Below are 16,125 nucleotides of genomic sequence, written 5' to 3'. Positions count from 1 at the left end.
CGTCCCGTCAGCCGAAGAAGTTCCGTACATGCTCCAGTCCGTCGACCAGAGCGTCGATCTCGGCCGGCGTGGAGTACAGATAGAACGACGCTCGCGTGGTCGCGGGAATTCCGTAGCGCAGGCAGACGGGGCGCGCGCAGTGGTGCCCGACACGTACCGCGATGCCCAGCTCGTCGAGGACCTGTCCCACGTCGTGCGGATGAATGTCACCGAGCGTGAAGGAGATCGCCGCGCCCCGGTCCTCGGCCGTGGCCGGGCCGATGATCCTCAGGTCCGGGACCTCGCCCAGCCGCTTCACCGCGTACTCGGTGAGCGCGTGCTCATGGGCGAGGACCTTGTCCATGCCGATCGCGTTGAGGTAGTCGATCGCCGCGCCCAGCCCGACCGCCTGCGCGATCGGCGGGGTGCCCGCCTCGAACTTGTGCGGGGCGGGAGCATAGGTGGACGAGTGCATCGACACCGTCTCGATCATCTCGCCGCCGCCGAGGAACGGAGGCAGGTCCTCCAGCAGCTCCTGACGGCCCCACAGCACACCGATGCCGGTCGGGCCGCACATCTTGTGGCCGGTGAAGGCCACGAAGTCGGCCTGCAGCGCCTGCACGTCCAGCGGCATGTGGGGGGCGGCCTGGGAGGCGTCGATGCAGACCAGCGCGCCGACCTCCTGGGCGCGGCGCACTATCGCCTCGACCGGGTTGACCGTGCCCAGGATGTTGGAGACCAGCACAAAGGAGACGATCTTCGTCTTCTCGGTGATGACCTCCTCGATGTCCGAGAGGTCGAGCCGGCCGTCCTCGGTGAGGCCGAACCACTTCAGCTTCGCGCCCGTACGCTGCGACAGCAGCTGCCACGGGACGATGTTGGAGTGGTGCTCCATCTCGGTGATGACGATCTCGGTGTCCTGGTCCACCCGGTAGGGCTCGTCGGCCCAGCCGAGCATGTTCGCCACGAGGTTCAGCGACTCGGAGGCGTTCTTGGTGAAGATCACCTCGTCGCGGCTGGGGGCGTTGACGAACTCCGCGACCTTGTCGCGCGCGCCCTCGTACAGCGCCGTGGCCTCCTCGGCGAGCACATGCACACCGCGGTGGACGTTGGCGTTGTGGCGCTCGTAGTACTCGCTCAGGGCGTCCAGTACCTGGCGCGGTTTCTGCGAGGTCGCCGCGTTGTCCAGGTACACGAGCTTCCTGCCGTCGTGGACCAGCCGGTCCAGGACGGGGAAGTCCTTGCGGATCGCCTCGGTGTCGAGGAGGCCGGGGAGCCCATGGCGGGAAGGTGTCACGCGGATGCGCCACCCTTCACGTATGCCTCGTAGCCCTCGTTCTCCAGCTTGTCCGCCAGCTCCGGGCCGCCGGACTCGGCGATCCGGCCGTCGGCGAACACATGGACGTGGTCGGGCTTGATGTAGCGCAGGATGCGCGTGTAGTGCGTGATCAGCAGGGTGCCGACCTCGCCGGTCTCGCGGACGCGGTTCACGCCCTCCGAGACGATCCGCAGGGCGTCGACGTCCAGCCCCGAGTCGGTCTCGTCGAGAATCGCGATCTTCGGCTTGAGCAGCTCCAGCTGAAGGATCTCGTGGCGCTTCTTCTCGCCGCCGGAGAAGCCCTCGTTGACGTTGCGCTCGGCGAAGGACGGGTCCATGTGGAGCCCTTCCATGGTCTCCTTGACCTCCTTCACCCAGGTGCGCAGTTTGGGTGCCTCGCCACGGATCGCGGTGGCGGAGGAGCGCAGGAAGTTGGAGACCGAGACGCCGGGGACCTCGACCGGGTACTGCATCGCCAGGAACAGGCCCGCGCGGGCGCGCTCGTCGACGGTCATCTCCAGGACGTCCTCGCCGTCGAGCAGGACGGTGCCGCTGGTGATCGTGTACTTGGGGTGGCCCGCGAGCGAGTAGGCGAGGGTCGACTTGCCCGAGCCGTTGGGGCCCATGATGGCGTGCGTCTCGCCCTGCTTCACGGTGAGGTCGACGCCCTTGAGGATCTCCTTCGTGGCGTTGTCTGCCTCGACGGTGACGTGCAGGTCTCGGATTTCAAGCGTTGCCATGGGTGCCTCAGGACTCCTGGGTGAGGGAGACGAGCACGTCGTCCCCTTCGATCTTTACGGGGTATACGGGGACGGGGCGCGTCGCGGGGAGGGCGTCGGGCTTTCCGGAGCGGAGGTCGAAGCGCGAGCCGTGCAGCCAGCACTCGATGTGGCAGTCGTCGACCTCGCCCTCGGAGAGCGAGACGTTGGCGTGCGAGCAGATGTCGTTGATCGCGAACACCTCCCCCTCGGTCCTGACGACCGAGACCGGTGTGCTGTCGATCTCCACCCGCTTCGGGGTGTCCTCCTCCAGCTCGCTCAGCCCGCAGACGCGTACGAAGGCGCTCATGCGACCGACGCCTCCAACTCCTCTTCGATCTTCGCGAGCAGGCGCTCCTCGATGTCGGTGACGCCGATCTGCTGGACCAGTTCGGCGAAGAAGCCGCGCACCACCAGGCGGCGGGCGTCGCGCTCCGGGATGCCGCGGGCCATCAGGTAGAAGAGCTGCTCGTCGTCGAAGCGGCCGGTGGCGGAGGCGTGGCCGGCACCGACGATCTCACCGGTCTCGATCTCCAGGTTCGGCACCGAGTCGACGCGGGCGCCGTCGGTCAGCACCAGGTTCCGGTTCATCTCATAGGTGTCGGTGCCCTCGGCCTTGGCCTCGATCAGCACGTCCCCGATCCACACGGCGTGCGCGTCGTCGCCCTGGAGCGCGCCCTTGTAGGCGACGTTCGACTTGCAGTGCGGGGTGTTGTGGGTGACCAGGAGGCGGTGCTCCTGGTGCTGGCCGGCGTCCGTGAAGTACAGGCCGTACAGCTCGGCCTCGCCGCCGGGGCCCGTGTAGCTGACGCGCGGGTGCAGGCGTACGACGTCGCCGCCGAAGGTGACGACGACCGACTTGAAGGAGGCGTCCCGGCCTACGAGGGCGTTGTGCTGCGACACATGCACGGCCTTGTCGTCCCAGTCCTGGACGGAGACGACGGTCAGCTTGGCGCCGTCGCCGAGGATGTAGTCGACGTTGCCGGCGAGCACCGCGTCGCCGGTGTGGTCGATGACGACGACGGCCTCCGCGAAGGCGCCCAGCTCGATGATCTGCTGGCCGAAGGCGGTGCCGCCCTCGCCGCGCACGGCGATGCGGATCGGCTCGGTGAGGACGGTCTCCTTGGGGACGGTCACCACCGAGGCCTTCTCGAAGGCGGAGTACGCCTGGGCGGCGACGCGGTCCACCGGGGTGCCCGCGCGGCCGACCCGCGCGTCGTCGCGGCCGACGGTCTCGACGGTGACGCCCTCGGGGGCATCGACGTCCACCCGCACACCGTCGCCGGTGGCGACCGCGCTGCCGTCGTGCAGGCCGCGCAGCCGCTCCAGCGGGGTGAAGCGCCACTCCTCCTCGCGGCCGTGCGGCACCGGGAAGTCCGCCACGTCGAAGGAGGGCGGCGCGCTCATGCGTGTCGCGACGGTCGACTCGGCGGCCACCGCGATCTGGCCGGAGGTGGTGGAGCCCACCGGGATTGTCTGGGCCTCAGCCATGGCTGTCGTATTGCTCGCTTTCTTGCGTAGGGCTTGACGGGGACTGCGGGCCGGCGGCTCAGCCGACCGCGCCCTCCATCTGCAGCTCGATCAGCCGGTTGAGTTCCAGCGCGTACTCCATGGGCAGTTCCTTGGCGATCGGCTCGACGAAGCCGCGCACGATCATCGCCATCGCCTCGAACTCGGACAGGCCGCGGCTCATCAGGTAGAACAGCTGGTCCTCGGAGACCTTGGAGACGGTCGCCTCGTGGCCCATGGACACGTCGTCCTCACGGACGTCGACGTACGGGTACGTGTCGGACCGGGAGATGGTGTCCACCAGCAGGGCGTCGCAGAGCACGTTCGACTTGGCGCCCGGGGCGCCCTCGCCGATCTCGATGAGACCGCGGTAGGAGGTGCGGCCGCCGCCGCGCGCCACCGACTTGGAGACGATGTTGGACGACGTGTTCGGCGCCATGTGGACCATCTTGGCGCCCGCGTCCTGGTGCTGCCCCTCGCCCGCGAAGGCGATGGACAGGGTCTCGCCCTTGGCGTGCTCGCCCATCAGGTAGACGGCCGGGTACTTCATCGTCACCTTGGAGCCGATGTTGCCGTCGATCCACTCCATGGTCGCGCCCTCGTAGGCCACGGCACGCTTGGTGACCAGGTTGTAGACGTTGTTCGACCAGTTCTGGATGGTGGTGTAGCGACAGCGGGCGTTCTTCTTGACGATGATCTCGACGACCGCGGAGTGCAGCGAGTCCGACTTGTAGATCGGTGCCGTGCAGCCCTCGACGTAGTGCACGTAGGCGCCCTCGTCGACGATGATCAGGGTCCGCTCGAACTGGCCCATGTTCTCCGTGTTGATGCGGAAGTAGGCCTGGAGCGGGATCTCCACGTGCACGCCCGGCGGGACGTAGATGAAGGAGCCGCCGGACCACACGGCGGTGTTCAGCGAGGCGAACTTGTTGTCACCGGCGGGGATGACGGTCCCGAAGTACTCCTTGAACAGCTCCGGGTGCTCCTTCAGCGCGGTGTCGGTGTCGAGGAAGATGACGCCCTGCTCCTCCAGGTCCTCGCGGATCTGGTGGTAGACGACCTCCGACTCGTACTGCGCGGCGACACCGGCCACGAGGCGCTGCTTCTCCGCCTCGGGGATGCCGAGCTTGTCGTATGTGTTCCTGATGTCCTCGGGCAGGTCCTCCCAGGACTCCGCCTGCTTCTCCGTGGACCGCACGAAGTACTTGATGTTGTCGAAGTCGATGCCCGACAGGTCCGAGCCCCAGTTCGGCATGGGCTTCTTCTCGAAGAGCCGCAGGCCCTTGAGGCGCAGCTTGGTCATCCACTCCGGCTCGGACTTCTTCGCCGAGATGTCCCGGACGACCTCTTCGTTCAGACCGCGCTTCGCCGCGGCACCGGCCTCGTCGGAGTCGGCCCAGCCGTATTCGTACGTGCCCAGGCCCTCGAGTTCGGGGTGAGCAGTCTCCGTGGGGAGAGTCATGCGGGGTTCCTCCCGGCCGTGCTTGCAGATGCGTCAGTGGAAATCTTGGGGATGAACGTCGTACAGACGCCGTCGCCGTGGGCGATGGTCGCCAGCCGCTGGACGTGTGTTCCGAGCAGTTCGGCGAAGATCTCCGTCTCCGCCTCGCACAGCTGCGGGAACTGCTCGGCGACATGGGCGACCGGGCAGTGGTGCTGGCACAGCTGCTCGCCGACCGGTGCGCTGCGCGCCGTAGCAGCGTACCCGTCGACGCTCAGGGCCTTGGCCAGGGCTTCGGCGCGTTTGTCGGGCGTGGCGGCCTCGATCGCCTTGCGGTAGGCGCTCGCCTGGGCGGCGATCCGGGCGCGGGCGAAGGCGGCGACCGCCTCCGGGCCGCCCTCCCGGTCCGCGATCCAGCGCAGCGCGTCCTCGGCGAGCTTGTCGTACGACTGGTCGAAGGCGTCACGGCCGCAGTCGGTGAGCGCGAAGACCTTGGCCGGGCGGCCACGGGTCCGCGCCCCGTACACCCGCTGCTCGCGCGCCTCGACGACGTCGTCGGCGGCCAGGGCGTCCAGGTGCCGGCGCACGGCGGCGTGGGTGAGTCCCAGCCGTCCCGCCAGCTCGGCGACGGTCGACGGGCCGTGGTCCAGGATGGACCGCGCGACCCGGTTGCGCGTGGAGCGATCCGAGCGCACACCGGCCGCGAACTCCTCCTGGGGGGTACCCCGGGGGGTCTCCCGAGCCTCGCCGACGTTTTTCACAACGCCATTGTTGCGTAATTCCTCAGAGCCTGACAAGCCGCGTCCCGCCGAGCGGACGGTGCCCTGGGTCACTTAGGCATACCTAATCCGACCTGCGGAAACGATCTTTGATCGATCGTCGCCCGGCCAATTCGATGGCGGCGCGGCACCGGGTCCGGCAGACTCCCGGGCCATGCGCGACCCCACGAACGGCCCGCTTGTCACCCGCGACGCCGTCTTTGCCCGGCTGCGCGCGCTCGGCGTCGAACCCGGCGAGATCCTGCTGGCGCACTCCTCGCTCAGCTCCCTGGGCTGGGTGTGCGGCGGCGCCGTCGCGGTGGTCCAGGGGCTGCTCGACGCCCTCGGCCCGGACGGCACCCTCGTGGTGCCCGCCCAGTCCGGCGACCTGTCCGATCCGGCCCTGTGGCGCAGCCCGCCGGTACCCGAGGAGTGGTGGGAGACCATTCGGGTCACGATGCCCCGCTACGACCCGCGCACCACGCCCACCCGCGGGGTCGGTGTGGTCCCGGAGACCGTACGGACCTGGCCGGGCGCCCTGCGCAGCGCGCACCCGCAGACGTCCTTCGCCGCGCTCGGCCCGCACGCCGCCGAGATCGTCGCCGAACACGCCCCGGACTGCCGGCTGGGCGAGCGAAGTCCGCTGGCCCGACTGGAAAAGCTGGGCGCGCGGGTGCTGCTGCTCGGCGCGGGCTACGCCAGCTGCACCGCCTTCCACCTGGCCGAGTACCGTATCCCGGCCCCGCTGGTCGAGGTGGGCCGCCCCGGCCCCGACGGCTGGGAGCGGGTCACCGAGGTGTCGATCAGCTCGGAACGTTTCGACGAGCTGGGCCACGACTTCGAACGGGACCGACCCGTGCTGCGGGGCACGGTGGGCGCAGCCGACGCTCGGCTGTTCCCGCTGGCGGACGCCGTGGCGTACGCCGAACGGTGGCTGGCGGTGCACCGGCCCCGCGAGGACGAGTTCCCGCACCCGCCGGTCTGAGAGCCGGGCGGCGTCCCTAGACTCTGGAGCCATGCGAAGTGAGCCCGCCCGCCCGTCTCCCGACCACCACCCCTCGGGGAGACGCTTCGTGTCGCACCCGGTCATCGAGGTCCAGGCCCTGGTGAAGCGGTACGGCACGAAGACCGCGGTGAACGGCCTCGACCTGGTGGCCGGGGCGGGCGTGACCGCCGTGCTCGGCCCCAACGGGGCGGGCAAGACGACCACGGTCGAGATGTGCGAGGGATACCGGAGGCCGGACGCCGGCACGGTGCGCGTCCTCGGCCTCGACCCGGTGCGGGACTCCGCCGCGCTGCGCCCCCGCATCGGCGTGATGCTCCAGTCCGGCGGGGTGTACTCGGGCGCCCGGGCCGACGAGATGCTGCGCCATGTGGCGGCGCTGCACGCCCGTCCGCTGGACGTGGACGCGCTCATCGAACGGCTCGGGCTCGGCGGCTGCGGGCGCACCGCCTACCGGCGGCTGTCGGGTGGACAGCAGCAGCGGCTCGCGCTCGCCATGGCCGTCGTGGGACGCCCGGAGCTGGTCTTCCTGGACGAGCCGACGGCCGGGCTGGACCCGCAGGCCCGCCACGCCACCTGGGACCTGGTCGGCGACCTGCGCGCCGACGGTGTCTCCGTGATCCTCACCACACACCACATGGAGGAGGCCGAGCGGCTCGCCGACCACGTCGCCGTCATCGACGACGGTCGGGTCATCGCCCAGGGCTCCCCCGACGAGCTGTGCCGCGGCGGCGCCGAGAACACGCTGCGCTTCACCGGCCGGCCGGGCCTCGACGTGGGTTCCCTGCTGAAGGCGCTCCCGGCGGACTGCGCCGCCGCCGAGCTGACGCCGGGCTCCTACCGGGTCGTCGGCAAGGTCGATCCGCAGCTGCTGGCGACGGTGACCTCGTGGTGCGCCCAGCACGGTGTGATGCCGGAGCGGATCTCCGTCGAACGGCACACCCTCGAAGACGTCTTCCTGGAACTGACGGGCAAGGAGCTGCGCTCGTGACCACCGTGGGCACCTACACCCCCGCGCCCGGCGCGGCGCCCCTGCCCCGCATGATCGCGGCCCAGGCGGCGTTCGAGACCCGGCTGCTGCTGCGCAACGGCGAGCAGCTGCTGCTGACGGTCGTGATCCCGACGCTGCTGCTGGTGCTGTTCAGCTCGGTGGACATCGTGGACACCGGCGCGGGCAGGGCGGTGGACTTCCTCACGCCCGGCATCCTGGCGCTCGCCGTGATGTCGACGGCGTTCACCGGCCAGGCCATCGCCACCGGCTTCGAGCGGCGCTACGGCGTGCTGAAGCGGCTGGCGTCCTCGCCTCTGCCGCGCTGGGGACTGATGACCGCGAAGACCGCGTCCGTACTGGTCACGGAGGTCCTCCAGGTGGTGCTGCTGACGGCGATCGCCTTCGCGCTGGGCTGGTCGCCGCACGGCGGGGCCGGCACCGTGGCCGCCGTGCTGCTTCTGCTCGTGCTGGGCACGGCCGCCTTCTCGGGCCTCGGGCTGCTGATGGCGGGCACGCTGAAGGCGGAGGCGACGCTGGCCGCCGCCAATCTGGTCTTCCTGCTGCTGCTCGTCGGCGGCGGCGTGATCGTCCCGCTGGACAAGTTCCCCTCCGGTGTCCAGGACGTGCTCGCGCTGCTGCCCGTCACGGCCCTGTCGGACGGGCTGCGGGACGTGCTCCAGCACGGGGCAGGGATGCCATGGGGCGACCTGGGGATCCTGGCCGGCTGGGCGGTCGTGGGGCTGGCCGCGGCCGGGCGGTTCTTCCGCTGGGAGTGACGGCTCGGCCCGGTCCGCGGGTACGCCGTGAGGGCGACGCCGGCCCGGCTCCACGGCGCCGCCGGACGGCCGGAGGGCGACCCTCGTGAACGCGTGCACAAGCGGCGCCCTACCATGGTGCGCGTGCCAAAGCTGACCCGCGCCGATGCCGCAGCGGCCGTGCGCAACCCGCTCGCCTTCATCGCCGAACGCTGGACCCCGAGCCCCCGGACGGTCCAGCGGGCGGCTCTCATCGCCCTCGTCATGTCGGTGGTCATCGTCGTCACCGGCGGTGCCGTCCGGCTGACCGGCTCGGGCCTCGGCTGCCCGACCTGGCCCACCTGCACCGACGACTCGCTGACCACCACCCGGGCCATGGGCCCGCACGGGGTCATCGAGTTCGGCAACCGCATGCTCACCTATGTGCTGTGCGCGGCCGTGGGCTGGGCGATCATCGCCGCCCGCGCGCAGAAGCCATGGCGGCGCGGCCTGACCCGGCTTGGCTGGGCGCAGTTCTGGGTGGTCATGGGCAACGCGGTGCTCGGCGGCATCGTCGTCCTGGTCGGGCTGAACCCGTACACGGTCGCGGCCCACTTCCTGCTGTCCACCGCGCTCATCGCCGTCGCCACCGTCATGTGGCAGCGCAGCCGCGAGGGCGACGGACCGCCGCGCCCGCTGGTCGGCAAGGCCGTGCAGCAGCTGGTGCGGGTCCTGGTGACCGCGTCCGTCCTGCTGATCGCCGTCGGCACGGTGGTGACCGGGGCGGGACCGCACGCGGGCGACTCCAGCGAGGTCGAACGGATCCCGATCGACTGGGAGAACATCACCGAACTGCACGCCGTGCTCGCCTGGATCGTGGTGACGCTGACCTTCGCCCTGTGGTTCGTCCTCAAGGCGGTCGACGCGCCCAAAGGTCCGCTGGACCGCACGCGCGAGCTGTTCATCGTGCTGCTGTGCCAGGGCGCGATCGGCTACGTCCAGTACCTCACGCATCTCCCCGAGGTCCTGGTGGGCGCGCACATGCTGGGCTCCTGCGTGATGTGGATCTGGGTGCTGCGCGTGCTGCTGTCCCTGCGGGAGCGCCCCGAGGCGACGGCCACACTGCCGGGCCCCTCCCTGGAAACACCGATCGCCACCCGCGCGTGAACGTGAGCGTCAGGCAACGGCACGCGCGCTGAGCCCGCGCCGAACCTGCATGGGCAAGCGCCACACGGGCGCACCGTGGGCGGGTGTGGTAAGCGCAGGTGTGGGCGGGCACGCCACAGGAACATGCGGGGGCGGGCGTCAAAGGTCCACACATGGGCGAGCGCCACAGGCACATGCGTGGGCGTATGGCAGGCGCACGTGTGGGCGGGTACTACGGGCGTGGGTGTGCGGGGCCTCAGTCCCCCAGGCCGTAGACCCGGACCGCGTTCTCCGTCGCGATCAGGCCGGCCACCCGTTGCGCGTCCCCCAGCGACCAGGCGCCCTCGGCGACCCACATGCCCAGCACCCGCCCGAGCGCCTCGCGGAACAGGCTGGCGCCCACGACATGCAGTTCGGGCAGCCCGTGTGCGCCGCTGGAGAAGAGGATCTTGCCGAACGGGGCCAGTTCCAGGATCTCCGCGAGGACACCGGCCGCGCGGACGCCGGTGCGCACCAGCGCGGCACCGGAGTCGGCGTACACATGGGGGAAGACCCCGGCCAGATGGGCGGCCTGCCGGTGGTACGGGTAGCCGTGCAGCAGCACCAGGTCCGTACCGAGGCCCGCGGTGGCCCGTACGAAGTCGGTCAGCAGCACCGGGTCGGTACGGTCGATGCGCGAGCGCGGCTCGCCGAGCCCGGCGTGCAACTGGAGCGGCAGGCCGGAGGCGACCGCGATCCACAGCACATGGCGCAGCAGCACCGGATCGTCGAGTTCGCCGCCGACCCGGCGCTCGGCCAGCCAGCGTCCCGCGGCGCCGCGTACCTCGCCGGCCCCGGGTGGCTCCGGTGCGAGCGCCAGCCCGTGCCGCACCCCCGCGACGGAAGTGAAGGCGACGGCGTTCGCGGCGGCCCCGTGCACCGATTCGGCGAGGTTGGCGAGGAAGGACTCGACGGTGCCCGAGGTGTCGGCGACCTGCTCGGCGAGGAGTTCCAGGCGCACGATCTCGCGGGCCTCGGCGGCACCGGCGGACGCCATCTCGTCGGGGCCCGTGAGGTCGCCGGCCAGTCCCGTGTCGACGAGGTAGGTGGTGATGCCGCTGCCCCGCAGCAGCCTGCGGCCCGCCTCCAGCACGCCGAGTTCACGGCGCCGGGCGAGATAGCTCGCCGGCGGGCAGTGCGGTTCGAGGCCGAGCAGCGGGGGGCACCAGCGGCGCACGGCGAAGCCGGTCTGAGTGTCGAAGAGCGTGGTGCCCGGGGCGGGCGGCCCCTCGGTGCGGGCGAGCTGGGCCTCGAAGGTGCCGAGGCCCAGCTCGGTGCGGAGCACTCCGTGGCAGTACTGGTCCACCAGGGACGGCGTGTCGATCATCCGGGCTCCCCGTGTGGACGGTGTGCGTGCCTACCGTCTTAACGGGTGAACCGGGGATGAGGTCGCGGCTCGGCTCGGGAGCGTGCATCGTCCGGCGGCCACGGGCTGCCCCGGGGCTGATCGCGGGCCCCCGCCGCCCTTGAGGGGCCCAGGTCAGCCCCCGATCTGGATGCCCGCCATCCGCTTCCACTCGTAGGCGCCCGTCCTCACCTTCGCCGCGAACTCGCCGTCGAAGGACTCGTGGGCCGTGATGCCGGACTTCGCCACCGCCCGTTCGGCGATCTCGTACGTCGGGGCCACCAGGTCGCCCCAGCCGCCGTCCTCGCCCACGAGCACGATCCGGGCACCGCGTTCGCCGAGGTAGGCCACCTGGCCCTCGGCGCCGCCGTGGGCCTTGGCGAAGGCGCCGATCCGCTGGGCGAGCCGCGCCGCCGTGCGCTCGGTCTTCTGGTCAACCCGCTGTGTGTCTGCCATGGCCAGGATGCTATTCACGAGTGGACCGGCTGGCGAGAGCAGCGCCCTGTGACCTGTGCCGAAGGAAGGTGCCCCGGGCCGGCGCGGTCAGCGCAGGAAGGGGTCCACCGCAACCGCCACGAACAGCAGTGACACATAGGTGATCGACCAGTGGAACAGGCGCATCTCCTTGAGCTTCGCGCCCGTCACCTCGGCCTTCGCCCGATGCTGCAGCGCGTGCGCCTCCCACAGCCACCAGCCGCCCGCCACCAGGGCGACCAGCATGTAGAACCAGCCCGTGTATCCGAGGGGGGTGAGGAGCAGCGAGACGCCGACCATCACCCAGCTGTAGAGGACGATCTGCCTGGCGACCACCTTGTTGGAGGCGACCACGGGCAGCATCGGCACGCCCACGCGCGCGTAGTCGTCCTTGACCTTCATGGACAGCGGCCAGTAGTGGGGCGGCGTCCAGAAGAACATCACGAGGAAGAGGACGACCGGCGCCCAGGACATCGAGTTGGTGACGGACGACCAGCCGATGAGCACCGGCATACAGCCGGCGATGCCGCCCCAGACGATGTTCTGCGACGTGCGCCGCTTGAGGATCATCGTGTAGACGACGACATAGAAGAAGAGCGCTCCGAGTGACAGCCAGGCCGACAGCCAGTTGACGGTCAGCCCGAACAGCAGCGTCGAGACGACCGCCAGCGTGATGCCGAACGCGAGGCATTCCCGGGGGCTCACCATGCCGGTGACCACCGGGCGCTGCGAGGTGCGGTCCATGAGCGCGTCGATGTCGCGGTCGATGTACATGTTCAGCGCGTTGGCGCCGCCCGCGGAGAGGTAGCCGCCGAGGCAGGTGAGCAGGACCAGACCGAGGTCCGGCACTCCCTGCTGTGCCAGGAACATCACCGGAACGGTGGTGATCAGCAGCAGCTCGATGATCCGCGGCTTGGTCAGCGCCACAAAGGCCCTGACACGGGCCCCGAACGGCCGGCGGACCGGGCTCTGGCTCGCACCGATTACCCCCGCTGGACGGGATTCGACGGCCGTCACGCACACCCCTGACAGAGACATCCCAGCAAGCCTCCCCCCGTGAAGTCCCGGTAAAGGCTCGCGCGTACCACGCCACTGTAGACGTTGCCCACACCTCGGCCTTCGCGGGGGTCGGATCGTGTTTGCCGGGCTTGGCCGACGTGCGGACGGGGACTCGATTGAGCAGTCAGATGAGCGGGTCCGTATTCAGTTGCCGAATGTCGTACAACCCGGCCGGGAGGCGGATCCTGGCGAGTCCCGGCAGTCTGGAATGTGGGGAGAAAGCGCACGTACTTACAGGGGTAGGCTCGACAACGGCCGGTGGGCGCCCAGTGCACCGGCATTCGACATGTGGAGAGGAGCCCTGACTCAGGGTGAGCACCAAGCCGACCACTACAGACCTCGACTGGACCGAGTTGGACCAGCGGGCGGTGGACACCGCGCGCGTCCTGGCAGCCGATGCCGTACAGAAGGTCGGCAACGGCCATCCCGGTACGGCGATGAGCCTGGCACCGGCCGCCTACACCCTCTTCCAGAAGGTGATGCGGCACGACCCCGCCGACCCCGACTGGATCGCCCGCGACCGCTTCGTCCTGTCCGCCGGCCACTCCTCCCTGACCCTCTACACCCAGCTCTACCTCGCCGGCTTCGGACTCGAGCTCACCGACCTCGAAGCCTTCCGCACCTACGACTCCGCCACCCCCGGTCACCCCGAGTACGGCCACACCAAGGGCGTGGAGACCACCACCGGCCCCCTCGGTCAGGGCGTCGCCAACGCCGTCGGCATGGCCATGGCCGCCCGCTACGAACGCGGCCTGTACGACCCCGACACCCCCCACGGCGCCTCCCCCTTCGACCACCACATCTTCTGCATCGCCGGCGACGGCTGCCTCCAGGAAGGCGTCTCCGCCGAAGCCTCCTCCTTGGCCGGCCACCAGCGCCTCGGCAACCTCATCCTCCTGTGGGACGACAACCACATCTCCATCGAAGGCGACACCGCGACCGCCGTCTCCGAGGACACCGTCAAGCGCTACGAGGCCTACGGCTGGCACGTCCAGCGCATCGCCCCCAAACCGGACGGCGACCTCGACCCCCACGCCCTCTACAACGCCATCGAAGCCGCCAAGCAGGTCACGGACAAGCCGTCGTTCATCGCGATGCGCTCGATCATCGCCTGGCCCGCCCCCCACGCCCAGAACACCGAAGCCGCCCACGGCTCCGCCCTCGGCGACGAGGAGGTCGCCGCGACCAAGCGCGTCCTCGGCTTCGACCCCGAGCAGCACTTCGCCGTCGCCGACGACGTCCTCGCCCACACCCGCCAGGCCCTCGAACGCGGCCACACCGCCCGCGCCGCCTGGGAGAAGACCTTCCAGGAGTGGCGCACCAACCAGCCCGAACGGGCCGCCGAGTACGACCGGATCACCTCCGGCGCCCTCCCGGCCGGCTGGCAGGACGCCCTGCCCGTCTTCGAACCCGGCAAGGCCATCGCCACCCGCGCCGCCTCCGGCAAGACCCTCCAGGCCCTCGGCCCCATCGTCCCCGAACTGTGGGGCGGCTCCGCCGACCTCGCCGGCTCCAACAACACCACCATCGACAAGGACAGCTCCTTCCTCCCGAAGGACAACCCGCTGCCCAGCGCCACCCCGTACGGCCGCACCGTCCACTTCGGCATCCGTGAATTCTCGATGGCCGCCGAGATGAACGGCATCACCCTGCACGGCCACACCCGCGTCTACGGCGGCACCTTCCTGGTGTTCTCCGACTACATGCGCAACGCCGTACGCCTGTCCGCCCTCATGCACCTGCCCGTCACCTATGTGTGGACGCATGACTCCATCGGCCTGGGCGAGGACGGTCCCACCCACCAGCCCGTCGAACACCTCGCCTCGCTGCGCGCGATCCCGGGCCTGAACGTGGTGCGTCCGGCGGACGCCAACGAGACCGTGATCGCCTGGCGCGAGGTCCTCGCCCGCCACACCAAGGAATACGGCAAGGGCGCCCCGCACGGTCTCGCCCTGACCCGCCAGGGCGTACCCGTCTACGAGCCCAACGAGGGCGCCGCGCGCGGCGGTTACGTACTGTTCGACGCCGAAGGCGGTGAACCGCAGGTCATCCTGATCGCCACCGGCTCCGAGGTGCACCTCGCCGTCGAGGCCCGCACCCAGCTGCAGGCCGAAGGCGTCCCCACCCGGGTGGTGTCGATGCCCTGCGTGGAGTGGTTCGAGGAACAGGACCGGGCCTACCGCGACAGCGTGCTGCCCCCCACCGTCCGGGCACGCGTGGCGGTGGAGGCCGGTATCGCCCTGACCTGGTACCGCTACGTCGGCGACGCCGGACGCATCGTCTCCCTCGAACACTTCGGAGCCTCCGCCGACGGCAAGGTCCTCTTCCGCACCTACGGCTTCACGCCCGAGAACATCGCCGCCAAGGCCCGGGAATCCCTCGCCGACGCACAGCGCTGACGCTGATACACGACACGTAGGAGATGCAATTTCCATGACAGACGCACTGAAGCGCCTCTCCGAGGAAGGCGTCGCGATCTGGCTGGACGACCTGTCGCGCAAGCGGATCACGTCCGGCAACCTCGCCGAGCTGATCGACCAGCAGCACGTCGTGGGCGTCACCACCAACCCGACGATCTTCCAGAAGGCCATCAGCAGCGGTGACGGCTATGAGCAGCAGCTCAAGGACCTCGCCGCCCGCAAGGTCACCGTCGAGGAAGCGGTCCGCATGATCACCACGGCGGACGTCCGGGACGCCGCCGACATCCTGCGGCCCGTGTTCGACGCGACCGACGGCCAGGACGGCCGGGTCTCCATCGAGGTCGATCCGCGGCTGGCCCACAACACCGCGGCGACCGTCGCCGAGGCCAAGCAGCTCGCCTGGCTCGTCGACCGCCCCAACACCCTCATCAAGATCCCCGCCACCAAGGCGGGGCTGCCCGCGATCACCGAGGTCATCGGCCTCGGCATCAGCGTCAACGTCACGCTGATCTTCTCCCTCGAGCGCTACCGCGAGGTCATGAACGCCTACCTCGCCGGCCTGGAGAAGGCCAAGGAGCGCGGTCTGGACCTGTCGCTGATCCGTTCCGTCGCCTCGTTCTTCGTCTCCCGGGTGGACACCGAGATCGACCAGCGGATCGACGCCCTGGGCAGCCCGGAGGCCAAGGCCGCGCGCGGCAAGGCCGCCGTCGCCAACGCGCGCCTCGCCTACCAGGCGTACGAGGAGGTGTTCTCCTCCGAGCGGTGGAGCGCGCTGGAGAACGCGGGCGCGCACCGGCAGCGTCCGCTGTGGGCGTCGACCGGGGTGAAGGACCCGGCGTACAAGCCGACCCTGTACGTCGACGACCTGGTGGCGCCGAACACGGTGAACACCATGCCGGAGGCCACCCTGCGGGCCACCGAGGAGCACGGCGAGATCACCGGTAACACCATCGCCGGCACGTACGAGCAGGCCCGCGCGGACCTCGACGCCGTCGAGAAGCTCGGGATCCGGTACGACGACGTGGTCCAGGTCCTGGAGGACGAGGGCGTCGAGAAGTTCGCGGCGTCCTGGAACGACCTGCTGAAGTCGACCGAGGCGGTGCTTGACCGCCTCGCCCCCTCGGAGGGCTGACATCTTGTCCCCCTTTTCC

General features: G+C 70.2%; 15 protein-coding genes. 6 read left to right on the top strand and 9 right to left on the bottom strand.

The genetic code is table 11. The features are described from left to right. Window positions 1-7: 7 nt before the first annotated feature. The 6 genes from ABT245_RS38170 to ABT245_RS38145 are packed head-to-tail and all read right to left on the bottom strand — an operon-like array spanning window position 8 to window position 5,766. The gene (locus ABT245_RS38170) at window positions 8-1,276 is read right to left on the bottom strand and encodes a cysteine desulfurase (protein WP_351743340.1); all 1,269 of its coding nucleotides are present in this window, start codon (window positions 1,274-1,276) and stop codon (window positions 8-10) included. After that, window positions 1,273-2,037: a Fe-S cluster assembly ATPase SufC gene (sufC, locus tag ABT245_RS38165; RefSeq protein ID WP_351743337.1), complete on the bottom strand. Its 765-nt coding sequence runs from the start codon at window positions 2,035-2,037 to the stop codon at window positions 1,273-1,275. Before sufC ends, ABT245_RS38170 begins: the two co-directional genes overlap by 4 nt. A gap of 7 nt (window positions 2,038-2,044) precedes the next feature. Continuing rightward, complete coding sequence (locus ABT245_RS38160; protein ID WP_351743334.1) at window positions 2,045-2,365, bottom strand: non-heme iron oxygenase ferredoxin subunit; 321 nt, start codon at window positions 2,363-2,365, stop codon at window positions 2,045-2,047. Further along, a complete protein-coding gene (gene sufD / locus ABT245_RS38155) occupies window positions 2,362-3,546 on the bottom strand; it encodes a Fe-S cluster assembly protein SufD (RefSeq protein ID WP_351743332.1) in 1,185 nt (394 codons plus the stop codon). The genes ABT245_RS38160 and sufD overlap by 4 nt, the downstream gene beginning before the upstream one ends. A 58-nt stretch (window positions 3,547-3,604) precedes the next feature. After that, on the bottom strand, window positions 3,605-5,026 hold the full coding sequence (sufB, locus tag ABT245_RS38150; RefSeq protein WP_351743330.1) for a Fe-S cluster assembly protein SufB: 1,422 nt from the start codon (window positions 5,024-5,026) through the stop codon (window positions 3,605-3,607). Continuing rightward, entirely contained in the window at window positions 5,023-5,766 is a 744-nt protein-coding gene (locus tag ABT245_RS38145; RefSeq protein WP_351743327.1) for a helix-turn-helix transcriptional regulator, read from the bottom strand. Before ABT245_RS38145 ends, sufB begins: the two co-directional genes overlap by 4 nt. A gap of 172 nt (window positions 5,767-5,938) precedes the next feature. Between ABT245_RS38145 and ABT245_RS38140 the strand changes: the two genes are divergently transcribed. The 4 genes from ABT245_RS38140 to ABT245_RS38125 all read left to right on the top strand — a co-directional run bounded on the left by ABT245_RS38140 (window position 5,939) and on the right by ABT245_RS38125 (window position 9,658). Continuing rightward, window positions 5,939-6,748: an AAC(3) family N-acetyltransferase gene (locus tag ABT245_RS38140; RefSeq protein WP_351743324.1), complete on the top strand. Its 810-nt coding sequence runs from the start codon at window positions 5,939-5,941 to the stop codon at window positions 6,746-6,748. A 31-nt stretch (window positions 6,749-6,779) separates the two neighbouring features. Next, a complete protein-coding gene (locus ABT245_RS38135; RefSeq protein WP_351743321.1) occupies window positions 6,780-7,757 on the top strand; it encodes an ABC transporter ATP-binding protein in 978 nt (325 codons plus the stop codon). Window positions 7,758-7,807: 50 nt separating this feature from the next. Continuing rightward, on the top strand, window positions 7,808-8,533 hold the full coding sequence (locus tag ABT245_RS38130) for an ABC transporter permease (protein ID WP_351743394.1): 726 nt from the start codon (window positions 7,808-7,810) through the stop codon (window positions 8,531-8,533). Window positions 8,534-8,647: 114 nt separating this feature from the next. After that, on the top strand, window positions 8,648-9,658 hold the full coding sequence (locus ABT245_RS38125; protein ID WP_351743318.1) for a COX15/CtaA family protein: 1,011 nt from the start codon (window positions 8,648-8,650) through the stop codon (window positions 9,656-9,658). A 235-nt stretch (window positions 9,659-9,893) separates the two neighbouring features. On the opposite strand, the gene ABT245_RS38120 is transcribed toward ABT245_RS38125, so the two are convergent. The 3 genes from ABT245_RS38120 to ABT245_RS38110 all read right to left on the bottom strand — a co-directional run bounded on the left by ABT245_RS38120 (window position 9,894) and on the right by ABT245_RS38110 (window position 12,533). Further along, the gene (locus ABT245_RS38120; protein ID WP_351743315.1) at window positions 9,894-11,003 is read right to left on the bottom strand and encodes an amidohydrolase family protein; all 1,110 of its coding nucleotides are present in this window, start codon (window positions 11,001-11,003) and stop codon (window positions 9,894-9,896) included. A gap of 153 nt (window positions 11,004-11,156) precedes the next feature. Beyond that, complete coding sequence (locus ABT245_RS38115; RefSeq protein WP_351743313.1) at window positions 11,157-11,477, bottom strand: hypothetical protein; 321 nt, start codon at window positions 11,475-11,477, stop codon at window positions 11,157-11,159. An 87-nt stretch (window positions 11,478-11,564) separates the two neighbouring features. Beyond that, window positions 11,565-12,533 (bottom strand): heme o synthase, encoded by a 969-nt coding sequence (locus ABT245_RS38110; protein ID WP_351743311.1) that lies wholly within the window; start codon window positions 12,531-12,533, stop codon window positions 11,565-11,567. A gap of 332 nt (window positions 12,534-12,865) precedes the next feature. On the opposite strand from ABT245_RS38110, the gene tkt reads away from it, so the two are divergent. Next, window positions 12,866-14,953 (top strand): transketolase, encoded by a 2,088-nt coding sequence (gene tkt / locus ABT245_RS38105; protein WP_351743308.1) that lies wholly within the window; start codon window positions 12,866-12,868, stop codon window positions 14,951-14,953. 34 nt (window positions 14,954-14,987) lie between these two features. Then, the gene (tal, locus tag ABT245_RS38100) at window positions 14,988-16,106 is read left to right on the top strand and encodes a transaldolase (RefSeq protein WP_351743305.1); all 1,119 of its coding nucleotides are present in this window, start codon (window positions 14,988-14,990) and stop codon (window positions 16,104-16,106) included. Window positions 16,107-16,125: the final 19 nt, after the last annotated feature.

The sequence above is a fragment of the Streptomyces sp. NPDC001508 genome (assembly GCF_040298665.1).
Lineage (GTDB): Bacteria > Actinomycetota > Actinomycetes > Streptomycetales > Streptomycetaceae > Streptomyces.
Note: the sequence above shows the minus strand (reverse complement) of the source record. Positions and strands in the feature narration are given on the sequence as shown.